At 44.0% G+C, this 24084-nt stretch carries 13 protein-coding genes; 6 read left to right on the top strand and 7 right to left on the bottom strand.

The window, feature by feature from the left end; genetic code table 11:
- Positions 1–9 precede the first annotated feature (9 nt).
- Both FHS68_RS01780 and FHS68_RS01775 read left to right on the top strand, forming a co-directional pair.
- Positions 10–1143 (top strand): efflux RND transporter periplasmic adaptor subunit, encoded by a 1134-nt coding sequence (locus tag FHS68_RS01780; protein WP_167266698.1) that lies wholly within the window; start codon positions 10–12, stop codon positions 1141–1143.
- A 57-nt stretch (positions 1144–1200) separates the two neighbouring features.
- Complete coding sequence (locus tag FHS68_RS01775; RefSeq protein WP_167266696.1) at positions 1201–4632, top strand: efflux RND transporter permease subunit; 3432 nt, start codon at positions 1201–1203, stop codon at positions 4630–4632.
- Between the two features lie 127 nt (positions 4633–4759).
- Here the strand turns inward: FHS68_RS01775 and purB are convergent, their stop codons facing one another.
- Positions 4760–6115, bottom strand: coding sequence for an adenylosuccinate lyase (gene purB, locus FHS68_RS01770; RefSeq protein WP_167266693.1), 1356 nt, complete (start codon positions 6113–6115; stop codon positions 4760–4762).
- A 151-nt stretch (positions 6116–6266) separates the two neighbouring features.
- Here purB and FHS68_RS01765 point away from each other — a divergent pair, with 151 nt between their 5' ends.
- A complete protein-coding gene (locus FHS68_RS01765) occupies positions 6267–7007 on the top strand; it encodes an MIP/aquaporin family protein (RefSeq protein WP_167266690.1) in 741 nt (246 codons plus the stop codon).
- 3 nt (positions 7008–7010) lie between these two features.
- Here the strand turns inward: FHS68_RS01765 and FHS68_RS01760 are convergent, their stop codons facing one another.
- Positions 7011–12473, bottom strand: coding sequence for an alpha-2-macroglobulin family protein (locus FHS68_RS01760; protein ID WP_167266687.1), 5463 nt, complete (start codon positions 12471–12473; stop codon positions 7011–7013).
- A 140-nt stretch (positions 12474–12613) separates the two neighbouring features.
- The gene (locus tag FHS68_RS01755; protein ID WP_167266685.1) at positions 12614–13837 is read right to left on the bottom strand and encodes a 4-hydroxy-3-methylbut-2-enyl diphosphate reductase; all 1224 of its coding nucleotides are present in this window, start codon (positions 13835–13837) and stop codon (positions 12614–12616) included.
- A gap of 201 nt (positions 13838–14038) precedes the next feature.
- Between FHS68_RS01755 and FHS68_RS01750 the strand changes: the two genes are divergently transcribed.
- The 3 genes from FHS68_RS01750 to FHS68_RS01740 all read left to right on the top strand — a co-directional run bounded on the left by FHS68_RS01750 (position 14039) and on the right by FHS68_RS01740 (position 16436).
- Positions 14039–14602: an RNA polymerase sigma factor gene (locus tag FHS68_RS01750; protein WP_167266682.1), complete on the top strand. Its 564-nt coding sequence runs from the start codon at positions 14039–14041 to the stop codon at positions 14600–14602.
- A gap of 192 nt (positions 14603–14794) precedes the next feature.
- Positions 14795–15403, top strand: coding sequence for a hypothetical protein (locus FHS68_RS01745; protein ID WP_167266679.1), 609 nt, complete (start codon positions 14795–14797; stop codon positions 15401–15403).
- Positions 15363–16436 carry a hypothetical protein gene (locus tag FHS68_RS01740; RefSeq protein ID WP_229211739.1) on the top strand — a complete coding sequence of 358 codons (1074 nt, stop codon included), beginning with the start codon at positions 15363–15365 and terminating at the stop codon, positions 16434–16436. Before FHS68_RS01745 ends, FHS68_RS01740 begins: the two co-directional genes overlap by 41 nt.
- An 8-nt stretch (positions 16437–16444) precedes the next feature.
- Here the strand turns inward: FHS68_RS01740 and bshC are convergent, their stop codons facing one another.
- The 4 genes from bshC to FHS68_RS01720 form a co-directional block, all read right to left on the bottom strand.
- A complete protein-coding gene (bshC, locus tag FHS68_RS01735) occupies positions 16445–17995 on the bottom strand; it encodes a bacillithiol biosynthesis cysteine-adding enzyme BshC (RefSeq protein WP_167266676.1) in 1551 nt (516 codons plus the stop codon).
- A 138-nt stretch (positions 17996–18133) separates the two neighbouring features.
- A complete protein-coding gene (locus tag FHS68_RS01730; protein ID WP_167266674.1) occupies positions 18134–19948 on the bottom strand; it encodes an acyl-CoA dehydrogenase FadE in 1815 nt (604 codons plus the stop codon).
- 128 nt (positions 19949–20076) lie between these two features.
- On the bottom strand, positions 20077–22965 hold the full coding sequence (locus tag FHS68_RS01725) for a putative Ig domain-containing protein (protein ID WP_167266671.1): 2889 nt from the start codon (positions 22963–22965) through the stop codon (positions 20077–20079).
- Between the two features lies 1 nt (position 22966).
- Positions 22967–24082: a glycosyltransferase gene (locus FHS68_RS01720; protein WP_167266668.1), complete on the bottom strand. Its 1116-nt coding sequence runs from the start codon at positions 24080–24082 to the stop codon at positions 22967–22969.
- Positions 24083–24084: the final 2 nt, after the last annotated feature.

Here is a 24084-nt window from a genome sequence, read left to right as displayed (position 1 = left end):
ACTAATACCATGAAAAAACATATTTTGCTTATAGCGGTTCTGGCCTCCATACTCGCCTCTTGCGGTGGACAGAAGAAAGAAGGCGTGGAAGGTAAAAAAGAAGAATTGACCAAGCTGAAAGCCGAGCGGGTCGAAAACGAGAAGAAGATCAAGGCACTCGAAATTGAAATCGGGAAGCTCGAACCGAATAAGGTTATAGAGGCAAAAGTGAAGCCAGTTTCTGTGGATACCCTAGACGCTGAAACTTTCCGCCACTATGTTGAGCTTCAAGGTTCTGTTGACGCTAAAAACAATGTTATGGTAACTCCGAAGTCGGGAGGTGCTGTGGTAGCGATGTATGTAAAAGAAGGAGATTTTGTAAAAGCAGGAAGCGTGATCGGCAGGGTTGATAACAGTATCCTAAAAGAATCCGTCGAGGAGCTGAAAACACAAATGAGCCTTGCAAACACGCTTTATGAAAAACAAAAGAGCCTTTGGGACCAGAAGATAGGCACTGAGATACAATTCATTCAGGCCAAGAATAATAAGGAATCGCTGGAGAGAAGGATGAGTACTTTAAATACACAGCTTTCTCAAACAAACATTGTCTCTCCGATGTCCGGAGTGGTAGATATGGTCAATGTGAAAGTGGGTGAAATGGCGTCCCCAGGTGTTGGCGTTGTTCGGATCGTAAACCTTAGCAATTTGAAGGTATTGGCAAAAGTTTCCGATACGTATGCGTCGAGCGTTAAGAAGGGCGACCAAGTAATTGTCAAATTCCCGGACTTGAAAAAGGAGTTTAAAGCCAAGGTTTCATTCGTCAGCACAACCGTTGACCCACTTTCGAGGACATTTACTATTGAAGCAAACCTTCCTTCTGACAGGGATATAAAGCCTAATATGATGGCAAACGTCCAGATCAATGATCAAACAGCCAAAAATGCATTAGCGATCGACCAGAATTTTGTCCAAAGCACTGAGAAAGGCAATGTTGTGTATGTGGCGGTGACAGAAGGAAACAAAAAAGTCGCCAAAGCGAAGGAAGTAAAAACAGGGTTGAGCTACAACGGAAAAATAGAAATCCTTTCGGGATTAACTGCCGGAGATCAATTGATCACTCTAGGTTATCAGGAAGTATCCGACGGACAGCCCATCAGTTATTGATCCTACAAGAGTGGACATTCAATCATTCACTCATTCACTCATTCAAAATTAGCATCTATGAAATTTGAGGAATATAAAACCCTTGGCTTCACCAACTGGTGCGTAGAGAACCGGACAACGATCTACATCTTTACGTTTATCATCACGTTGGCTGGGTTTTTGGTTTACACCAATTTACCCAAAGAACAGTTTCCGGATATCAAAATCCCGCAGATCTATATCAACACGGTCTATTTTGGTACCGCGCCTGCTGATATAGAAAATACCATTAACAAACCCATTGAGAAACAACTTAAGTCTCTTAGTGGTGTTAAAAAGGTAAAGTCTAATGCATTGCAGGACGTTTCTGTAATCCTGGTCGAATTTACTCCCGACGTACCTGTCGAGGTTGCACTTCAGCGGGTCCGTGATGCGGTGGATAAAGCCAAAACAGATTTGCCGCAAAACCTCGACTCCGGCCCTACTGCGCAGGACGTTAACTTTTCAGAGTTCCCGATCATGAACGTCAACATTGCGGGCAACTATTCTCTGAAACAACTTAAACAATATGCCGAAGATCTGCAGGATGGAATAGAAGCGCTGCCAGAAATTACGCGTGTGGATATCCTCGGTGCATTGAACCGCGAAATCCAGATCAATGTAAATCTGGACCGCATGAAATCGACCGGACTGACCTTTTATGACGTTCAAACTGCTTTGCAGGGTGAGAATATCAACGTATCCGGCGGTGAACTGAATGTGGAAGGCGTGCGCAGGACATTGCGTGTCAAAGGTGAGTATACCAATGTTGCAGATATGTCTAACATCCGTATCCGTACCTCAACCGGCGCGACGATACGCTTGGGGGACGTTGCCGAGGTGATCGATGATTTTGAAGAGCAGCAAGATTTCGCGCGTCTGGCCAACAAGTCCGTAATCACGCTGAATGTCATCAAGCGTTCCGGTGAAAACCTCGTAGAAGCGGCGGATAAGATTGAAAATGTGATCGCAGATTACAGAGAAAACCGCTTCCCGTCCGGGCTGGAAGTTAAAATCACAGCGGATTCGTCGATCCAGACGAGGGCCGACCTTCATGACCTTATCAATACCGTCGTACTAGGTTTCATCTTTGTGGTAATGGTACTGATGTTCTTCATGGGCGTCCGGGATGCCATTTTCGTTGGTTTGTCAGTTCCACTATCTGCATTGGTTGCATTTGTAATGATGCCGATCATCGGTCCAATGGTAGGGACCGAATTTACATTGAATACCATTGTTCTTTTCGCATTCCTGCTTGGTATTGGTTTGGTTGTGGATGATGCAATTGTGGTAATTGAGAATACTCACAGGCTTTTTAACAACCACAAGGATTGGACCATTCAGCAAGCAGTAAAAGCTGCGGCAGGTGAGGTATTTATTCCTGTACTTTCAGGAACACTTACCACCATTGCGCCCTTCTTTCCATTGCTTTTTTGGACCGGTATAGTCGGGGAATTTATGAAGTTTATGCCGCTCACGCTAATTATAACGCTGGGTGCTTCCCTTTTCGTAGCTTATGTAATGAACCCGGTTTTTGCGGTATCATTTATGGGAAGGCATGACGATGAGAAGAAAGCGCACGATACCAGCTTTAAGGGAATCCGCAGGCCATTGATCATCTTAGCTGTGGCTGCTGGGGTAGGTTATCTGATCGATCGTGGTATTGGAAACTTTGTTGTATTCATATTAATCCTTTGGATTTTCAATCATTATATTCTGACACCAAGAATCCTTGTACCATTCCAGGATCGCTTGTTACCTGCATTGAAAAATAATTACAGAAAGCTGATTGACTGGTTATTAAGAGGATGGAGACCTGTTGTCATGATCGTTTCGATGGTCGTTTTACTGGTCGTAACCTTCGTCATTACTGGTATTGTTCAGCCGAAAGTACTTTTCTTCCCAAGCGGCGACCCGGATTTTGTGTATGTGTATGCCAAGATGCCGATTGGAACAGATGCGAAAATAACTGACTCTGTGACCAGAGTCATTGAACAAAAGGTTTTCGCTGTTTTGGAAAAAGAAAAGGCAATGGATATGGTCAATTCGGTAATTGCCAATGTGGGTAAAAACGCAGGTGACCCCTATAATCCCGACCGTGCTGCTACACCGCATAAGTCGAAGGTTACCGTTGCTTTTGTTTACGGAACTGAAAGAGGCGGCCGTTCATCAGAACTGATATTGCGGAAAATACGTGACGCGGTAACCGGAATTCCCGGCGCTGAGATCTCCGTTGAAAGAGAGGCGGTAGGACCTCCAACCGGTAAGCCTATTTCCATTGAAATATCAGGTGATGATTTTGTTACTCTTCAAAAACTGGAAAAAAGTGTTTTGCAACGCGTTCAGCAGTCAGGAATTGAGGGTATAGATCAGCTTCGTTCCGATCTGGTAACCAACAAGCCCGAAATCGTCATTGATATCGACCGGGAAAAAGCGCAGCGGGAGGGAATTAGCTCTCAACAAGTAGCATTGGCAGTGCGGACCGCATTATTTGGTCTTGAAGTTTCCAAATTCAGGGATGACAAGGATGAGTACCCGATCATGGTCCGATTGGAAAAAGACGACCGTGAACAAATTGAAAAGCTGCTGAGCCTTAATGTGGTTTATCGCGATATGGTTATGGGAGGTGCTTTACGGCAGGTACCCATTACCTCGGTCGCCGACATACATTATTCTACCACATTCAGCCAGATCAACCGGCAGGATCAGTCCCGTATTGTAACGCTTGGCTCAGACGTATTGCCTGGTTACAATGCAAATGAGATTGTAGCGCAGATCGAAACACTGATCGCTGACATGGAAGTACCGAATGGTTATATTATTAAAATGGGTGGTGAACAGGAAGAGCAAAATGAGTCGATGGCATTTTTGGGAACTGCATTTGGTGCAGCGATCCTGCTGATTTACCTGATCCTGGCAACACAGTTCAATTCCGTCGTTAAGCCATTTATCATCTTCTTCACGATCGTACTTTCACTAATCGGTGTACTGTTGGGTTTTGTCATATTCAAGAAGGATTTCTCCATCATTATGTCTGGTGTGGGTATCATTGCATTGGCCGGAATCGTGGTCAAGAACGGTATTTTGCTCATCGAATTTATCGAGGAGCTTCGTGGAAGGGGTTATCCAATGCGGGAGGCCATTATTGAAGGCGGGGCCATTCGTCTGACGCCAGTATTGTTAACAGCTTCGGCGGCGGTACTGGGTCTTGTTCCATTGGCATTGGGTATCACGGTCGACTTTGTCGGTCTGTTCCGCAACCTGGAACCTCACCTGATTGTGGGAGGGCCAAGTTCTATCTTTTGGAATATCCTGGCCTGGACGATCATATTTGGGTTAACATTCTCGACCATCCTAACCCTGGTCATGGTTCCTTGTATGTATTATGTAAATGAAAGGATAAGGGATAAATGGTTCAGAAAAGAAAAACCAGAAGTGGTTAATCCAAAATGGCAGGAAGAAACGATTTGATAAAGGCGTTGTTTAGATAAAAACCGCCTCAGATATTTGATCTGAGGCGGTTTTTATTTAAATGAAAGTATTGAGTCGATTTCGACCTTTTGTTTGCCGCGGAAACCCGGCGAACCTACTCCGTCGGTCAATGCGCTTCTTCGACAACCCCCAAATAATTGAAAGGACTTAACGCGCGGAGTTCTTCGCGAATTTGTTCGGGAACGTCCAATGTTTCTATAAACCGCGAAATGGAATCGTGGGTGATCTTTTCGTTGGTTCGGGTCAATTCTTTTAATGCTTCATACGGCTTTGGATAACTCTCGCGGCGCAGGATCGTCTGGATTGCTTCGGAAACCACGGCCCAGTTTTCTTCTAGTTCGGCTTTAAGAACTTCGCCATTCAATTCCACTTTACCTAATCCTTTTAGCAAGGAGTTTAATGCAATCGCCAAATGTGCCAGCGGAACGCCAATGTTTCTTAAAACAGTTGAATCGGTCAGGTCGCGCTGCAAGCGGGAAACCGGAAGTTTCGCTGCGAAATGTTCAAATAATGCTGTGGCAAGACCCAGGTTCCCTTCGGAATTTTCAAAATCAATTGGGTTAACCTTATGCGGCATGGCAGAAGAACCTACTTCACCTGCTTTAATCTTCTGTTTGAAATAACCCATGGAAATGTATGTCCACATATCCCGGTTTAAATCAGTTAGGATCGTATTAAGCCTTTTTAAACAGTCGAATGTTGCAGCCAGGTTATCATAATGCTCGATTTGAGTGGTATGACGGCTTCTCTTCAATCCTAAACCTTCTACAAAATGATTGGCAAAAGCCATCCAATCTTGTTTCGGGTAAGCCGCATGGTGCGCATTAAAGTTACCGGTTGCGCCCCCGAACTTGGCGGAATGTGGGATTTTGTCCAGCATTTCAAGCTGACGTTCCAATCGCTCTACAAAAACTAAAAATTCTTTCCCTACGCGTGTTGGTGACGCAGGTTGTCCGTGCGTGAAAGCAAGCATCGGTACATTTTTCCATTCGATCGACATTCTTTTCAAAACGAAAAGTACCTGCCGGAAAAGTGGCTTGATCTGGCGCTCCAATGCATCTTTCAGCGAAAGCGGGATCGCCGTATTGTTGATATCCTGGGAAGTGAGCGCGAAATGGATGAATTCCTGATAAGACTCGATTTCAAGCTTTTCAAACTGCTCTTTAAGGAAGTATTCTACCGCCTTAACATCGTGATTGGTAACTTTTTCAATGTCTTTAATATGAAGTGCATTCTCCTCGTTGAAATCTTCATAAATCTTTCGGAGAGCAGGGTATTTTTTCTTGTCAAATTCGGCTAATTGGGGGAGAGAAAGCTCGCAGAGTGCAATGAAATATTCTATTTCAACGAAAACTCTGTAATATATCAGGGCATACTCAGAAAAATAAGCCGAAAGCTCAGATACTTGTTTGTAGTAGCGCCCATCAACAGGAGAGATGGCCGTAAGTTGATTTAATGACATGATTTTCAATACTCAAATTGATTATCAGGCAAAGTTAGTAGAATTCAGCGTGTTAAATTGGTAAAAAGAATGGGAAATATTCTTTTTGGGATTTGTATCAGAATTTATAAAACTATTCGCATATTCGCTCATTCAACCTCATTTTTAACTTATGCAGCCTTCCCCTTTTGTCGGAGAACTCGTCGGGACTATGGTTCTTATATTACTTGGTAATGGCGTTGTCGCCAATGTAGTACTCAAAAAAACGAAGGGTGAAAGTGCCGGTTGGATCGTGATCACCGCTGGCTGGGGTTTTGCCGTAATGATCGGAATTTTTGTTGCAAATGCTTTCGGAAGCGCAGCCGCACATTTGAATCCGGCGGTAACCGTCGGATTTGCGGTTTTAAGGAATGATTATAGCCAAATCACCACCTACATCCCTGCGCAACTGATCGGAGCATTTCTTGGTGCGATACTGGTTTGGCTGCAATATTTCCCTCATTGGAAGGAAACAGAAGATGGAGGAGCAAAATTGGCTTGCTTTGCCACTGACCCGGCTGTCAGGAGCGTCGGGCCTAACTTTCTCAGCGAATTCATCGCTACCCTATTGCTGATCGTTGGCGTTGTTGCGATTGGTTATGCAGGTACTTCTGATCCTGATAAGGGTGGCATTCCATCGGGTGTAACGCCTTATCTGGTGGGTCTGCTGGTCTGGAGCATTGGATTATCCCTGGGAGGAACAACCGGTTATGCGATTAATCCGGTTCGTGACCTGGGTCCCCGGATAGCGCATGCTATTTTGCCAATTCCTAATAAAGGAGGTTCGGATTGGGGATATGGCTGGATACCCGTTGTGGCCCCCATTGCGGGAGCCATCGTGGGTGGACTTATTTTGCGCTCTTTCTCTTTTTAAACATTACTCTACTGTAATTTTTCCTCCACCCGAATAGCTTCGGTACTCTCCCTGATACATGGCGTCAGCTGCTGCCGGACCGACGGTGAATGTACCTTTGGACACAATGCGAACCTGGTAGTAAAACGATTTTTCGGCCGTGTTGGCGGTTGTGAAAAAGTGGATCCGATCGTCACGAATGTCATAATATTTAGGAACGGCCGCATCTTTTATCCACGGCATATCCCTTGGCTCGGTTACTCTTGGGTTTTCGATTTCAAAACCGGAAGGAAGCAAATCAGTAACTACAATGTTTTCGATAGGTAACCCATTTGTGCTGGCTAACGTCAGTTTTACAACGACAAGGTCATTCTGGTGAAATGCCTGTACCGGCGTGCCGGCTTTCGTGAGGAATTGTCTTCTAATGCTAAGTCCCTGATCTTCTTCTACATAACTTCCTGTCGCAGACATTCCTTCTGATTGTGAGAACCAATAAAGATCCCCCTTGCCCTGTGTTTTCACTAGCAGCTTTTGATTGACAATCCCTTTGGAGATTTTGACTTCTTTGCCAGAAAATGCAGATAGGTTTTTGCCATTTGCCGAAACAGTAGCAGTAACCGTCGATCCGGAAACTTTCTTTGCCATTTTTCCAAGTGCTAACACCGCAAACGCTGCCTCTTGCGTATTGAGGTAAGAGGTAGACGCAATTGCTTTTGATAATTGCCTTGCTATAATCGGAATTTGCAGGTTATCTGAGTCAGATTCGAGCAAAGTGTTCAATACCAAAGCTATATTTCGAAGGGGCGATGCATAGCTATTATCGAAATAGGTTTTATTGGTTTCCGTTACGTATGTTTTGGGAAGTAGGGAGGCGAAACTTCTGGCGTCTCCGGTCAGCTGAAATGCTCCCGCCAGTAGATATCTGGAATCTAATGTCAGCAGGTTCGGATTTTGTTTGTAATAATTCATTGAAGCCCTGTTTGGACGTCCGTTCAATGCCAATACGTAAAGTGAATAGATCGCCTCACGTCGCGCAACGGTCTTTCTAACCTGTGATCCTGATGACGGCTGGCCTTCATAACCAAGACCTGATCCTGTGCTGGCAATGATTACCTCGCGATTGGCAGTGGTGCCGGTTTGTAGGGTCAGGTAATCAATCGCCCGGCTAACGCTTTGAGCATTGACTTCAAAACCAGCCCCTCTCGCTTCTTCCAGAAAATGAACTGCATAAGCCGTTGCCCACCAATCTTCCACGGTACTGCCAGGCCACATAACCATTCCGCCATTGAAAAGTTGTTGCGATTCTATCTTCCTGATGGCCTGCTGCACATTCGTCATTGGGTTGAAGTCACTTTCACCCGTTTTTACAGTATAAACCGGAGCAGCCATCGCCTTGGCAAGATCAGCAAAATAGATTTGAGGAAATGCTTTTGAAACGATTTGTTCAAGGCAGCCATAAGGATATCCTAACAATGTTGAAAGTGCTTTCCCTCCGCCTTGAACCAGGGGTGATCGGCTCAAAATAACCTGGCTGCGGGTAGTGGCAGGAATAAATGAGGATGAAAGATCAATCATCCCCTGTTTTTCACCAGCGATCAATCCGGACGAGCTTGTTTTGAGAAGTGGTGATGCAGGACGGACCGTCAGTTCGGTCTGGTTTACGAATGTTTCTCCGAAGGCATTTACTTTGACAATTATCTTGCCTAGACCAATGGCTTGTACGGCCTTAACGGAAAATATCGCCCTGGATTCTTTGCCTGCCGGGATGACTATTTTTTGGGTCGCTGGCGCTTGTCCTGCCGCAAGCGGACCCGATAACTGTAATGATACAATAGCCTCCGCCGGTTTTTTCTCGGTGTTACTGATATTGACAGGAAGTATAAAATCGTCGCCCGGGCTCAGGAACCGCGGCAAGCCTGCGCTGATCACTACCGGATCGGCCACTTTCATATTGCCAGTAGCAGAGCCAAACGCATTATCCTTATAAGCAACAGCCATAATCCGCAGGTCGCCGCTGAATTGTGGAATGTTGATATCAAAATTCACTTCTCCACTTCCATTTGCAGTTAAAATGCCGCTCCAAAACGATACCAGCTCAGTTCGCCCGTTACTAAGCGGGTTAATCCTTCTTTCAAGATCATAACCATCCCCGCCAAAGCTGGAAGTTCCTGTGATTTTCAATTCGGGAAATAATTGAGCATACAAATCATGGCTGGTAACTTCCAGTGCCCGTTTTTGATAAAAAAGGCCGTGAATGTCTGGCGTTTTTGAATTCTTAATTTGTAGGATTCCTTCGTCCACAATGGCCAGGGTAACCTGCGCATTGGGAGCTGTATTAATCCGGATCTGTTGTTTGGTTTTCGATCTGGATTTTTCAATTGCAGTAATCGTTACAGGCAATTTGCGATTGGGATCTTCTACGAAAATGGGGGTAAATCCGTGGGCTACGGTTAAGGGAATGTCCGAAGCGTCCAGGGTGCGGATCAAAGTCGCGGTAATGAATATATTCGGCAAATGTACTTCCTTAATGTCCAGTTTAAATTCTGCTGCTTTTTTCTCGGTGGTCAGGATATGTTGCTCCAATACATTATTGCGCTCAACGGTAATCAGAAGCCTTCCATCGAACGGTGTTTTGAACAAAACCTTCGCCGATTCTCCAACTTTGTATTTATCCTTATCCGTCTCCATCAAAACCCTTCCCTCATTGCTTACTTCAAAGGATGAGTATTGAGTATAGCCATATCCGTAAGCATAAAAATTAGCGAGCGAATAGTGCTCCGCCCCTGGCCTGCGAACACGAATTTCGTATTCTCCCGATACTGTGGGCACATATTGGAATGATCCGCGCCCAGCTGTCATTTTTAGAGAATTAGAATACACCACTTTTTCGCTTTTGCGTGAAGTGTATTGGAGGCGTTCATATTTTTTCTCTACAACCGTCTGATATTCAATGCGGACAACTTCCACGCTCGCCGAAATGCCGCCTTTTAACACACCTTTACTATTAACTCCGACTAACTCGATGGGAACTGGCGCATTAACCCCAACATAAGAATCGGGAAGACGGATCCCGTAAAATACAGGTTGGGTAATGACATCAAAACGCTGCAAACGATTAACGGGTCGACCATTCTCATCAAAAACAGTAACGTAAATTTTACCTTCCAGAACACCAATATCTTTGAGACCAGCCGCCAATAGAAATTTTTCGGTTGCCTGGCCTTGTTCACTCGTCACACCCTGCCGACTATCACGCTCGAAAGTCGTTTCGGCGGGAATATCGAAGGTGAATTCTGGAAAAGATTTGGCAAAAAAGCCCTTTCGCTTTAACTGGAACTCCATTTCGTAATTCCGGTTAGCTGCCGGAGGCCCGAATAAATTAAGCGCGGTGGCTGTCAGCGAGACATTTGCGCCGGATACATATTCGGTAGCAGCGCCGCTCAAATCAACTTTAATGCGGTCGGGCATAAATTCCTCTACGCTCACGGCCTGAGAAGCAAGCAACAGATCGTTGGCATTGTAAACCTCCAACACATAAGTGCCCGTAAGAACCGCAGCGTCCATTGGGATTTCAGTTTCGACGGCTCCCTGCTCATTGGTTGTTTTTCGCCAGGTTCGGTATTCCCTGCCATTTGGGGTCACCAGACGTAATTTTAAAGGAATTTCACGCGCCGTCTGCCAGCTTTGGGTCCGCAGCACGGTATTGAAATGCATTGTTTCCCCTGGCCGGTAAATGTCACGTTGACCATAAATAAAGGCCTGGAAACCAGATGTGTTATCCCGCAAACCATCAACTTCAAATCGGGAAGTTTCAACTTGTGTGTCATTGAGAATGAGGTAGTTGAAATCATCCTTATTGCTCGCCGTAATCATGGCAATTTTAAAGCCAGGCGCTTTTTCACCCAATTTTTCAACATAACCTACACCCTTTCCGTCGGTGGTGAATGTATGTACTGCTTGGTTATTGGAACTAATGAGCGTGATTTCAAGATCAGCGATCGGCTCATTCGTTTTAATTGAATTGGCAAAAACCCAAATCTCGTCCTTGCCTTGCTTGGTGATGAGTCCGATATCCGATATGGAAACGAGCTTTGACGCACTCAGATAGGCTTCATCTTTTGAGTTCACCGAAACCAGGTAAACGCCGCGGCGTTGATTGTCTTCGGGCAATGCAACATTCAGTGCCGAAATACCTTTGCTTTTTGGAAGGTTTTCAGTTTCAACGCTTTTATCAACCAGCACATCACTAAAATTGCTTTCGGCATCGTCACTATATTGATATGCCCCGGTTGCTTTCCACTCATCTCCGACGTAGGAATAGTCATCCCAACGGTTGTTCCGGATATAACCCAGGATATTATTGGCATAAATTTTCGAAATCTTTACCTGCACCTTTGGAATGTTAACAATCTGCACGCCAATATTTTTGGAGCCTTTTGTCGACATGTAAACCGCCTTTTTATTGGCAAAAGAGATGGCAGCAGGCATTTTCCCAAAGAACAAGTCACGGGAAACCTCTTCTTCCAGAAATGGGCCAAGCACTCCTTTGAGCGTCTTATTGACCTGCAAGGCATAAGTCTCGGTTTCATTAAACTCACCACGAATGATAAAACCATTTTCGGTAGGCTCGATTTGCAGGGCGATTTCCGGGCTGATGGTAAATCCGGTAGCAATGCTTTCACGGTCCAGCTCCTGGGTGGTAATGATGCGGGTATAGCCTGAATTGTTTTCAAAACCTGTCTGAATGTCAACAACTTCCAAATGGAGCGGTGAAGGCAGGCTGGTTGTTTTTGTTAAAGCTTCCTGGCTTGTGTAAGCAGTATTTGGAATTTTTAGCCCTTTCTCAATTGCAATGCTCAACGGAACCGGATTGTTATCAGCTTTGCCCGTATTTTCGATGGATATGACTATCGATTCTTCATCTGTGGAAGGTAGTATCTTGTAATTAAGCGATTTATCAGCTTCCATCACTTTCAGTTTTTCCGCCACGTTCTGCTGGTCGACCGGGTAATTAAAAGTAAGCCGCAGTCTCGCCTCCTGCCGGTTAGATTCCTGCGAAAGCGCCCACCAGCTTTCAATGGTGGTTAATTGTAGGTAAGGGGTGTGGAAATCAATGGGATCTTTCGAAACATCCAGTTTTTTCTCTTTGTCCGCTTTTTCGGTCAGGAAATTGGTCAGTTGCGCCTTATATGCGGTTGCGGCGCTAAATCCTGCAATGGGAGAAAAAATCAGTTCATTGGGGGCTGTCCATTTGAATTTTCCTTTTACCGCGGGTTCAAATCGAACATATTGGGTAGAGTCCCAGCTGTTAAGTTCTGCGTTGGAAACCAGGTCTTTGTTAAAGGTAAAAACTAGGTTTTGAGACTGGCTGATTTCATCGGTAAAATTGGTTCCGGCAATGCGGATCTCGTTTAAAGTTGAGCAGCTATTGAGCAGCCAGGAAACGAACAAGAGGCAAAAAATGGATGTAGAAGAGATCAGTTTCATAAAGATGGGCATATAAAAAAACGGATGATTTTTATGACAAAAAACCATCCATCTAATTTAACTTTTATAAGTCACATCGCTTGAGATATTAATTCTAAATGAGTGAAAGGTTGTATATGCTGTTTTAACGGCTATTTTAATTAAAAAGCCTGCATTACTTCTTCTACAGGTCTGGCGCCTTCGAAAAAAGACACAAGGCGAATTAAAATGGCTTCAACAACTGCGTCCGGGCAGGAGGCGCCGCAGGTTAGCATAATGCGGACGGGCGATTTGTCGGGCAGATAATGCTGGGTTACCATTTCTTCTTTCAGGTGCAGATCGTAATGCCGGACCAATTGTTTATCCAGGATCTTATTGACGGATTCAATAAAGTAAGTCGGCATTTTTTGCTCACAAAGTTCTACCAGATGTGAGGTATTGGAGCTGTTATAACCTCCCGCAACGACCACTAAATCAGCTTCGTGGGTTAGCAATGCATAAGTCGCATCCTGGTTATCATTGGTTGCATAGCAAAGTGTGTCGCGTGTATTTGCAAAATGTTCTTCAACCTGCTCCGGGCGGAGGCTGTAATGCCTGATCATCGTATTTTTCAAAAAATCAGCAATGCCCTGAGTATCAGAAGCAAGCATTGTTGTCTGATTCACCACGCCAATTCTTTTTAAATCCTTGTCCGGATCAAAACCCAAAGAATATTGACCCTGAAAATCCTGGAAAAAATGGGCTGATGGCTCAGAGCCAATCATAAATTTTGCCAGTTGCTGCGCCTGGGCCATGTTTTCGACCACAACGGTTGGCGCATTTTCCTTGCTGTGTGAAAAAGTGGCCCGCGTCTCTTCGTGATTAGGTTTGCCGTGAACAATGATTGTATAATCTTTCTCACCGATCTGCGAAGCGCGGTTCCATACTTTTTCTACAAATGGGCAGGTGGTATCGTAAACAAATGAGTTAATGCCCAGCTCAGTCAGTTTTTTCTGATTTTCAATGGTTGTTCCAAAAGCCGGAACGATGACAATATCCTCATTAGTAAGTTCTTCCCAGCCAATGAGCTGATTTCCTTTGGTATCCATAATAAACCGCACGCCTCTATCGACCAGATCCCGGTTAACATCCGGGTTGTGAATCATTTCACTAAGCAGGAAAATGCGTTTATCCGGATTTTCAGAGATTGCTTTGTATGCAATGTCAATCGCATTTTCAACCCCATAACAAAATCCAAAATGGCGTGCGATCAAAAACTGAACAGGCCCGAAATCCAGCAATGTAGGCGCATAATCACGTTTCAGCTTGTCATTTTTACGACGGAATTCCTTGATCGGGGTAATGATCCGGCTCCGGTAAAAATCAGGAATGTTAAACGTTTTCATTTACTAAATTGGTAGATTGCTTTTTAACAAAATAGGATATTTTAATACCAATATTCAAAGAAACACCGGCCTTTTTTAACAACAAACCATGTTGACTCTTTGTTCGGGAGGGAATTTTTTGGAAAAAGTTGAATGTATGGTGCAACATGTATTCTTAACTACTGTCTTTACCTCAGAACGTTCAAAATCTAAACCTTCTGCTTGAAAACACAAATTTATCCCGACCGGCATGTCGATCTGGTGGAGCGTTGTAAACTCGGGGAGCGCAAGGCACAATATGAGTTGTACAAGCATTACTCCAAGGCAATGTTCAACATTTGCATGCGGATTTTGAACCATATGGGTGAGGCGGAAGATGCTTTACAGGAGGCATTTGTGGATGCATTCACAAATCTCCATCAGTTCCGGCAACAATCAACTTTTGGCGCCTGGCTGAAACAGATTGTTGTGAACAAGGCGATCAACCATATGAGGAGCAGAAAAGTTAAATGGGTTGAAATTGATGAGTTTCAGGAGACGTTGGAGAGGAGTGACCGCAATGAGGATTCGTTTGGACTGGATGAGAGTGATACGACATTGGAGGTCGAAAGGATTAGAAATACAGTTCAAAGGTTGCCGGATGGATATCGGGTTGTTTTAAGTCTTTACCTTTTCGAAGGGTATGATCATGAGGAGATCGGCGAGGTGCTTGGGATCAGTGAAACCACTTCGAGAACGCAATATATGAGAGCGAAAAGGAAGTTGGCGGAGATGCTGGTACGGTGAAATAGTCAGATATGGTCATTGATTGTCATTAGTAGTCATTCATTGTACTTTTTATAAAACGACTAGTGACTATAAATGACCACAAATGACAATTAGTGACTACAAATGACATTTAATAGCAGATAGTTAGTCTTTTACTTTAACTTTTACTGATTTGGAAAAATTATTTACACATGACAAGTTTATTAATCTATGAAAAATTCTTCTGATAAAAAAGATCGATTGGAGCGGTTTGTGCGAGATAACAGGGATGGATTTGATACTTTATTACCGCAAGATTCTTTATGGAGCCAGATTGAAAGCCAACTTCATAATGAGTTTCCGGTAGTTCCCGAGAAATCCCAAAAAAAAATTAGGCGATTAAGCAGCCCTTATTTTGACTGGCGGATTGCCGCTGGTGTCTTCCTGGCCTTGGGAATAGGGTTTTTGGCATACCTCAACAATGAGTACGGCATTACCCGTGACCCGCGCGTAGCTTTAAAAGTCCCTACCTACGCCCGAGAATTCAATCAGTACAATGTTGCAATAGACCAAAAAAGAGAGGAAATCATTAAGCTGGCCCGGAATAATCCGGAGGTTTACAAAGATTTCGCTGCTGATTTGGAAAGCTTGGAGGCGAGTTATCGAAACCTGCGCTCCAACTTATCGGATGCTCCTAACCAGGAAGCATTACTGGAAGCCATGGTCCAGAACTTACAGTGGCAGGTTGATCTTCTCAACCAACAGTTAGATATTTTGCAACGCATTAATAAAGTGAAAAATGACAACGATAAAGAGAACAGTAATACACCTGTTATTTAGTCTGGCAGTTTTGCTGCCACAGGTCGTATCAGCAATAAATATTTGTTGCGAAGATCCGGGATCCGAGCAAAACGGACTGATTGAGAAACGGAGAAATATTGTAAAGGTATTTGATGTAAAAAGCAGCGATTTGCTGGTGGTGGACAATCAGTTTGGGCAGGTAAAAATCAATCTCTGGAGCAAGGAGGAAATTAAAGTTGAGATTATTATTACTGCCAATGCGCCTTCTGATGATAAAGCATCTGACTATCTGGGAGCGATTAATATCGACGAAAAACGGGTTAAAAACCAGATCAGCCTGACCACGCATATTGACAGGAGCAGGTTCGGCAATAATGGATGGAACAATAGAAAAGGAGAGAAAAACTACATTCAAATCGATTACACAGTGTACATGCCCAAAGAGAATGCACTGATCGTTCGTAACAAATTTGGGAACACGGATATCCCGACTTTCCATGCACCATTGACTGTTAATTCCAAATACGGCAGCTTTGTGGCAACGCTGCTGGACAATGCCGACAACAACATTGATATCAGTTACGGCAGCGCAAAAATCGGTAAAATGGATGGGGGTAAGATGGAATGTCAATACTCCAATCTGACATTGGACCTTGTGAAGGATGTGCTGATCAATAACAAATTTGGTGAGCTCAACATTGGTGATGTCATTAACCTGGATGCAGATATAGACTATTCCGGGGCTAAAATTGGAACAATTCGTGGCTCAGGAAAGATAAAACTGAATTATTCGGGAAACTTTAAAATTAATGAGCTGACCAATTCTGCTCAGAATGTGGATATTCAGGCGGCTTATTCTTCCATCATATTACCCGCAGAAGCCAACCAATTCAATGTAACCGTTACATACGGTAATTTTAGTTATCCGGCAAGCAATGTTAATTTCTCAGTGCAACCCGCCAAGGATAACAAGTCTTACAAAGTGAGGCAGTACCAGGGTAAGATTGGGACAGGATCTGGTACCAAGATAACCGTGAATTCTACTTACGGAGATGTGAAGTTGAAAGATTAATCTGGCATTTATTCTTCCAGAAGGACATTGTATCTAAAATCCAACGGATCAAAGGCACTAAATAATTTCTGAATAAAAGCCGGATCGTTAATATAGAAATTCAGAAGATTATCATACCGTTCCTGGGCGATTCCGTTCGGGAACAGTTTGTTTTTAAGCCCCAATAACTGATCAATTTCTGATTCGTAATTGCGTTCTTCCGCTTTCGCAATGCGTTTTTCAAGATGTTTTAATGAGTTGAAAAGTCGCGTTTGCTCTGCTTTGACGGCTCCAAGCATTGTTTGATCAATTGCAACAGCCTTCGCCAATATCTCTTCGAAAACCTGATTAAAAGTAATCTTCTGATCTTCCAGACTGAGGATGTGATCGGTATTCTTTTCTACGAACCTCTTACGCAATGCTATTTCATCCAGAAAAAGATCTTTAAAATTGATTTTAAGTTTCTGCGCCTTTTTACATTGATGACCACTGAGATACAATGCAAAATTTCGGGGCATCAGCATAGGGAATGGCACCTGAAAATGATCAAAAACACCCTTCAATTGCATCCAGTACGGCACCTCTGACGGTCCACCAATATACGCAAGATTCGGAAGTATAATTTCTTCGTATAAAGGCCGCAGGATTACATTGGGGCTGAAATATTCGGGATGGTTATTGGCGAGTTCAAGGATTTCCTTTTCCGAAAATGCAATGTCCGTATTTAGGACTCTATAAGTCTCACCTTCCTTGGTAATGCGTTCCCTTAAATTATCATCCAGGTAAAACAGATTGATCTCCCGGGCGTGAAGCGGCGTATGGTATCCGAGAGAATTGAGCTTGGTAGTGGTTGTGGTAACCAGTTTTTCAGACACAGAACCAGTAAGTTCTTCATAAATAACTGGCAAAAAGTGGCGTTTCAGATCCGCGTGATCGGCGTCGATACTAATCAGGCCGTACTGCCCGAATAATTCGTGCATATAACATCGGACCGCATTGGCCAATGTTTCATTTTCGAGATAAGCTTTTGCGAATAAAAGTGGCTTATCGGGAAGCTGCTTTAAAATGCTTTCGAGATCGCGGGGATTCAATCTTCCTACCGCACCCTGATGCTCGCCAGTCCATTTATGTGTTTGGCCGAAAAGATGAAAAGATGCAATTTCTTCAAAATCATGGTCTTCCGAGGCCATCCAGTAAACGGGCACAAAATTGTACTCCGGATAAGCCTCTTTCAAAGCTTTGGCCAAATTGATCGTCGTAACAATCTTATAAATAATGTACAACGGCCCGGTAAAAATATTGAGCTGATGACCGGTCGTTACCGTGAATGTATTTTCTTCTAAAAGGATTGAAAAATCGGGCAGGTAAGGCAGTCCAAGGTATTGTTTGGTCAGTACATCGACCAGCGTTTTACGTTTTTCAGGATCGAAACCCTCCTTATTCAATATGGCTTCCCTTGCATTCTGTAACGTTGGATAAACGCTGTAAAACTCCTCTAAACCAGGCTTTTGATCAAGATAATCAAGAAGCAACGCCGGGAATTGTCCGGTCGTACGCAGATCCACAGAATGCTGGGTCATGAAAGGTGGTTTTTCAGTAGCTGGTAGAGAATCCAACGTAATATTTTAGATTTTTTATTCAAAAGAACCTCCTACCTAACGTGAAAAGGCCGGAATTTGGTTTCCCAAAATTGCGCAATTTGAGGTAGAATAAAAAACCTAGAAAATGTAATCGTTTTTGGAAATTATCTCGTCGGCGATCCTGCGTCGTGCGTCTTTCAGGTTCATTGGTTCTATTTTGGTGAACCGTTTAAGGCCCATCAGCATGACGCGTAATTCGTCACTTTCTGCAAAGCTCGTGATCGCAGATCTGCCGGCCTGATTCACTTTTTCAACCGCCCGGTTTAAATAGATTTGGGCGATGTCCTTTTGTAAAGCATTGGCGTCTGCTCCAAGCAACTCAACGCGTTTTTCAACGCGGAGCAATACCGATTCTGCCGCATATATTTCAATGACCATATCAGCCAGGTTCATGATAATTTCCTGTTCTTCTGAAAGTTTCATCATAAATTTCTGTACTGCCGCGCCAGCGACCATCAAGGCTGCTTTTTTTAGATTTTTGATCACTTTTTTCTCTGCAGCGAAAAGTGTTTCATCTTCATCCATATTGAAATCCGGGATGGACAAAATCTCTTTTCCAACGGCTGTCGCAGGTCCCATCAGGTTCAGCTGACCTTTCATGGCGCGTTTCAAAAGCATATCCACGACCAAAAGCCGGTTTATTTCATTGGTACCTTCGAAAATGCGGTTGATGCGACTATCACGATAAGCGCGATCCATGGGCGCGTCGGCCGAATAGCCCATTCCGCCATAAATCTGAACACCTTCATCCACAACATAATCCAGCACTTCTGAGCCATGCACTTTCATAATGGCGCATTCAATGGCCAATTCTTCCAATGCTTTCAGCTTAGATTCAGCGTCCGACAATCCTTTGGCCTGGTACGATGAGATCAGATCGTCAATATTCTGCCCGACTCGGTATGCTGCGGATTCCGTCACAAACATTCCCACCGCCATTTCAGCGATTTTATGTTTGATGGCCCCGAAATTGGAAATGGCTGTTCCGAATTGTTTGCGCTCATTGGCATAATTTATCGCCTGTTTGGCAACTCTTTTGGCTCCGCCAAGTGCAGCGGCAGCTAATTTGATGCGTCCAATGTTCAGAATGTTCACCGCTATTTTAAAGCCGTTTCCCTGTTCTGACAGCATATTTTCGGCCGGTACCAAACAGTCATTAAAGAAAATCTGCCGCGTATCTGACCCTTTAATGCCCATTTTATGCTCAGGCTCGTTCATCGTGACGCCACCGAATGACTTTTCAATGATGAACGCACTCAGGTTTTTATCTGCTAGTCCATTCTCTTCTACTTTTGCAAAAACAATCAGAATATCAGCAAAGCCGCCGTTTGTGATCCACATTTTCTGACCATTAATGACGTAATGCTTGCTATCTTCGGTCAGTATCGCTTTTGTTTTACCAGAATTAGCATCAGACCCCGAATCAGGCTCAGTGAGGCAATAGGCCGCTTTCCACTCCCCCGAAGCCAGCTTTGGTAAATACTTCGATTTCTGTTCCTCATTTCCATAATAAAGGATTGGCAATGTACCGATGCCCGTATGCGCCGAAAGTGCGACTGAAAATGAATTTCCCGCGCCGGTTGCTTCGGCTACCAGCATGGACGTGTTGAAATTCATGCCAAAACCTCCGTATTCTTCGGGTACCGCGGTGCCTAGTAAGCCAAGCTCTCCAGCCTTGTCCATTAAGCCTGAAATTAACTCAGGGCTAGTCGCATGGTCAATTTCATCCAGCCGCGGCCAGATTTCTTTACTCAAAAAATCCCTGCAGGTATCTGCAATCATCCGTTGCTCCTCTGTAAATTCTTCGGGGATAAAGATTTGTGAGGCAGCCGTTTCCTTGATCAGAAATTCTCCTCCCTTAATAGACGTTTTGTTTGCTTCTGCAACGGACATATGACAAGTTTTTTAGTCAGCTAATAAAAGGTATGCTTGCATACTATACATACAAATATAAATTATTAGTGCTTATCATGCACACATACTACTGGCAAAAAAGCCGCAATCAAATCTATCGAATACAGTTATTTTTTGAAAATCCGGAATTGTTTGAGTAGGGCGCCGTTGTTTTTGAGGCGGATAAAATAGATTCCGGACGAGAGCCCGAGACTGGAAAGGTCAATGTTGGCGAGATTGTCCGCTGCAACTACATACGTTTCCGGAAGTGCTATTCGCTTTCCGGACGCAGTTACTATTTCGTAAGACAAACTATCACCTTGCTGAACTTCCGGTAGTTTGATGTTCAAAATTTCTTCAACGGGATTTGGATAAAATGCCCAATCCTCCATTTCCTGGGTAATATTTATAGAGCCGCTGTACGAAATGCTGAATTGAATTGAATTCGTCACAACGGCCGAATCCTGCTTGGCAGCTGTGACGGTAAGGGTATAGTTGCCGACATAAGGTGCAAAACCAAGCTCGTTTTCATATAAAGCGTAGGGGAAAATAGTTGTTGTAGACCTCTTACGGTAAGGGCCGTTTAGATCGAACGTAACTTTATCGTATTCAAAGTTTCCATATGCATAAATGTTCAGCAATGGGGGTAATGAGTCATAGGGAAGGATATCGTCACCATCCAGCTTTCGGATCACGCTTTGATCCACTTTGCTGCCGCCTTTAACCAATTCAAAACGCAATTCAGGGATTTGCACCAGGATGATAAACGGTACTTCCACATAAGCACCTGCATTGTCATATGCCCGGATAATCAAGCGATACTCCCCTTCTACTGTCGGCGTTCCAGAGAATACATTAAGCGCGAAATTGAGCCACGTAGGGCGATTCACTACGGAAACGGAAGAAATGTATCCGTCGGGATCACCAAAAATGTTCGAAGGAAGAATGTAATTGAAAGGCATATTGATCTGCGCAAACTTGATCGGAAGGTTGCTGCTTGCAAAGGGTGGGGCGTTCAGGAACTGCGGCTCTACCACGCGGATTGTAAAATAGGTTTCTACAAAAGCATTGAGGTCATCATATGCTTTCAGGATAATGCGGTATTCACCCAATTGCGCTGGAGTTCCGCTTAGCGTGCCATTGGAAAATTTAAGCCAAGCAGGCAGTTCACTTGCTTCAATTCTGGTGACAGTTCCATCACTGTCTTTGAAGGCATCGTTGGGAATTGCGATGCTGAAAGGTTTGCTGATCGCAACAGTTTGATTAGAAAAATTACTGTCCACGGTAGGCGGCTTATTTACATTTTCCCGGGTATCCACACGAATTGTGAAAAATGCTTCCGCAGTTCCGCCCTCGTCGTCTACTCCTTTGAGGGTGATTCGGTAATCACCCAATGCTGTGGGTTTACCTTTGAGGATCCCGCCTTCATATTTGAGCCATGAAGGAACTGAGGCTACGTCAATTTTAACAACCGTACCGTCCACGTCTGAAAATGTGTCAATAGGTAGTCTGTACGAGAAATCCTTATTGACTGCAACGACCTGCATAGGAACTGGCCTGAACACATAGGGCGCATGATTGGAAGCTTCATTCCAATACTCAGCAGTTAGCAAATCTTCGTGAAGACGGATCAGGACAGGTTTGGGATTGGCTGGATTGGCATAAGCTTTCTTGGCCCATTCATCGTACGCGACTGCAACGGCTCCTTTTTTTTCCACCGCCGCGGACAAGCGATAGTTGACGGTATCGGCATATGTAATTTTTGGAATTGGATTATTGAGCCATGTGGTTGTTGCAGGTCGTAAGAATGTCTCAGATCTTACCATTTGATCCATTGTCGAAATAACGACTGCGACAACATTAGCGCCATGTGCAAAGTTTTCGTTGATCTGTTTCGCATGGGAGACGTTATCAAGATAAGAGCTGACGAAAAGCTCATTAGCGGTAATAAAACTCGCTGGCGCGTCACTTTTCAATATATCCACCGACCACCTGTGGTCATGGTTGGCGTTATCATTAACCTTAATGCCGTCTGCTTTGGCATTTAAATCCCGAAAACCCAGCGTCCCTCTCATGACGGAGGGAGGATCGAAAACGGAGCCATAATCGGACACAAATTTGATGGCCGGATCCACGGACTTAACCGTGCTGATCATTTGCTCTATGTATTTTTTGAAAACCATATGGCGGTAGATGTACCAGTCCTTGCCATATCGTTGCCGAAATGATTCCGATGGGTCCCAGGGCGTTGCGGGTGGTTCAGCGTCTTCAAATTTTTTGAAAGTCGTTCCCCAAAGAAAATTCAGCCGTTCAATTTTGGTATAATGGGATTTTAGAAAAGCCTGAAAACCACTTTTCATAGACTTAGAGTAATCGAACACAGCTGTGTTTTCTCTTCCGGAAGAGATCAGCCCGCTTGGATATTCTCCTTCCTGGGTTGAGGTATTGGTCACAGAAACATAAAGCAGCTTGTTACTCGCCTGAAGGTATTTGTAATGATTGACAGTTTCTTTTACAAAAGCCAAACCTTTATTCACGATGGCTTGATTGTCAAACCCGAAAAAAGTATCCAGATAACCACTGAGCAGCGGGATGTTCGAGTGACTGAACTGGCTGTCTGAAGACTCCCAAAATCCTTTAATGCGGGTGCTATGGCGTCCCAAATGAATTCTTAGCGCCACTTTCATACCCAAATCCGTGGCGATTTTGATCTGCTCATCATACTTGGCCCATTGCGGCGTTTCAGTTGGCGAACTAAAATAAACCTTATCCCAGGGAATCGTTATATAGACGGCATTCATGCCGTATTGGGCAGCTGTTCTTATCAAGTCAGGCTCCGGACCGCGATTGTCGGGATCCGTAAGGTTGAGGAGCATTAATGCCAGGTATCGCTGGGAATCAACTTCTGTTGTTTTCTGATTGGTTTGGGCAAATAGCGGTGTAGCACTAAATACTCCGCATATGATTAAGAAAAATACTTTGGCGAAGACATTTAAAACGGTCGTAAAGTTGATCATACTAACAATCTTTGTCAATTAATTTAACCCATTCATTATACCCATTTTCCACACTGAAACGGCTGGCCACCTCAGCACTTTTAGCCGCATTTGTGGCGACTTTACCAGTCATGATCAGCCGCATCGCGGTAACCATTTGCTTCACACTGAGATCTTCGGTTACAATTCCCATGCCATCCTCAACGAACTCCAAAACGCCTCCAGAAGGGAACGCAACAATCGGTTTCCCTAAATGAGCAGCCTCGATCATGACCAGCGGAAAAGGATCTTGCCTCGAAGTCAATAAAAACCCATTTCCCATATCCAAATAATTGTAATAGTCTTCTTTTTGCTTACCAAGAAGATGAATATGTGTTTTAGCTTTGGTATTCAGGCATCTTTGCTCGGTATAGTAAACCAAGCCGTCATCTATCGCGGCACCTACCCAAATCAAATGGACGCTTGCGTCATCCAATTCCTCTGCAATGTCAGGCAAAAAGTCGAATCCTTTTCGTTCCGAGGTCATTCCCGACATCATCCAAATATAATCATCTTTGGGAATATTGAGTTTTTTCCGCAGCTCGGCTGTCCGCTCAGGATTTCTGATTACTTTTTCAGAATCTATAAACTCGTATAAAAGACTAACGTTTTTGCCTCCGGCTTGTTGGATGGCCTCACAAGTTACTTTTGAGCAACCAATAAGCCTGTGAGAATTGCTGATAATGCTTTTAAAATCCTGTGAACTCAGATATATATAAGTTAACGGCAGCTCGTGAAAGTGCGTGATCAGCTTGATTGAAAATTCTTTGGCAACCAATGCAGTTTCCGGGAGCATGGTCGTGTTCACATACCACAGATCAGCTTTGAATTCTCTTGCTAGCTTTCTCAGCGAGCGTAAAATGGGATTTACACTCAAATGAAACATTACTTTCTGAGCCAGGCTGAACTTCCTTGGAATGATAAATACAGGGATATCAGACGGAAATTCTTTCAGTAATTCACCATTTGCAAAGCTGACAATCCCCACGTCAAACCGGCTTCTGTCGATGCGGCGAAGGATGTACAAAAGCATCATTTCCGAACCTGTGCGTGTGGCGAAAGGGGTAAAAAAAAGAATACGTTGTTTGACGTTGTTCATGA

Source organism: Dyadobacter arcticus (assembly GCF_011762185.1).
GTDB classification, from domain to species: domain Bacteria; phylum Bacteroidota; class Bacteroidia; order Cytophagales; family Spirosomataceae; genus Dyadobacter; species Dyadobacter arcticus.
The sequence above is the reverse complement of the archived record's forward strand: the minus strand, read 5'-3'. Positions and strand labels throughout refer to the sequence as shown.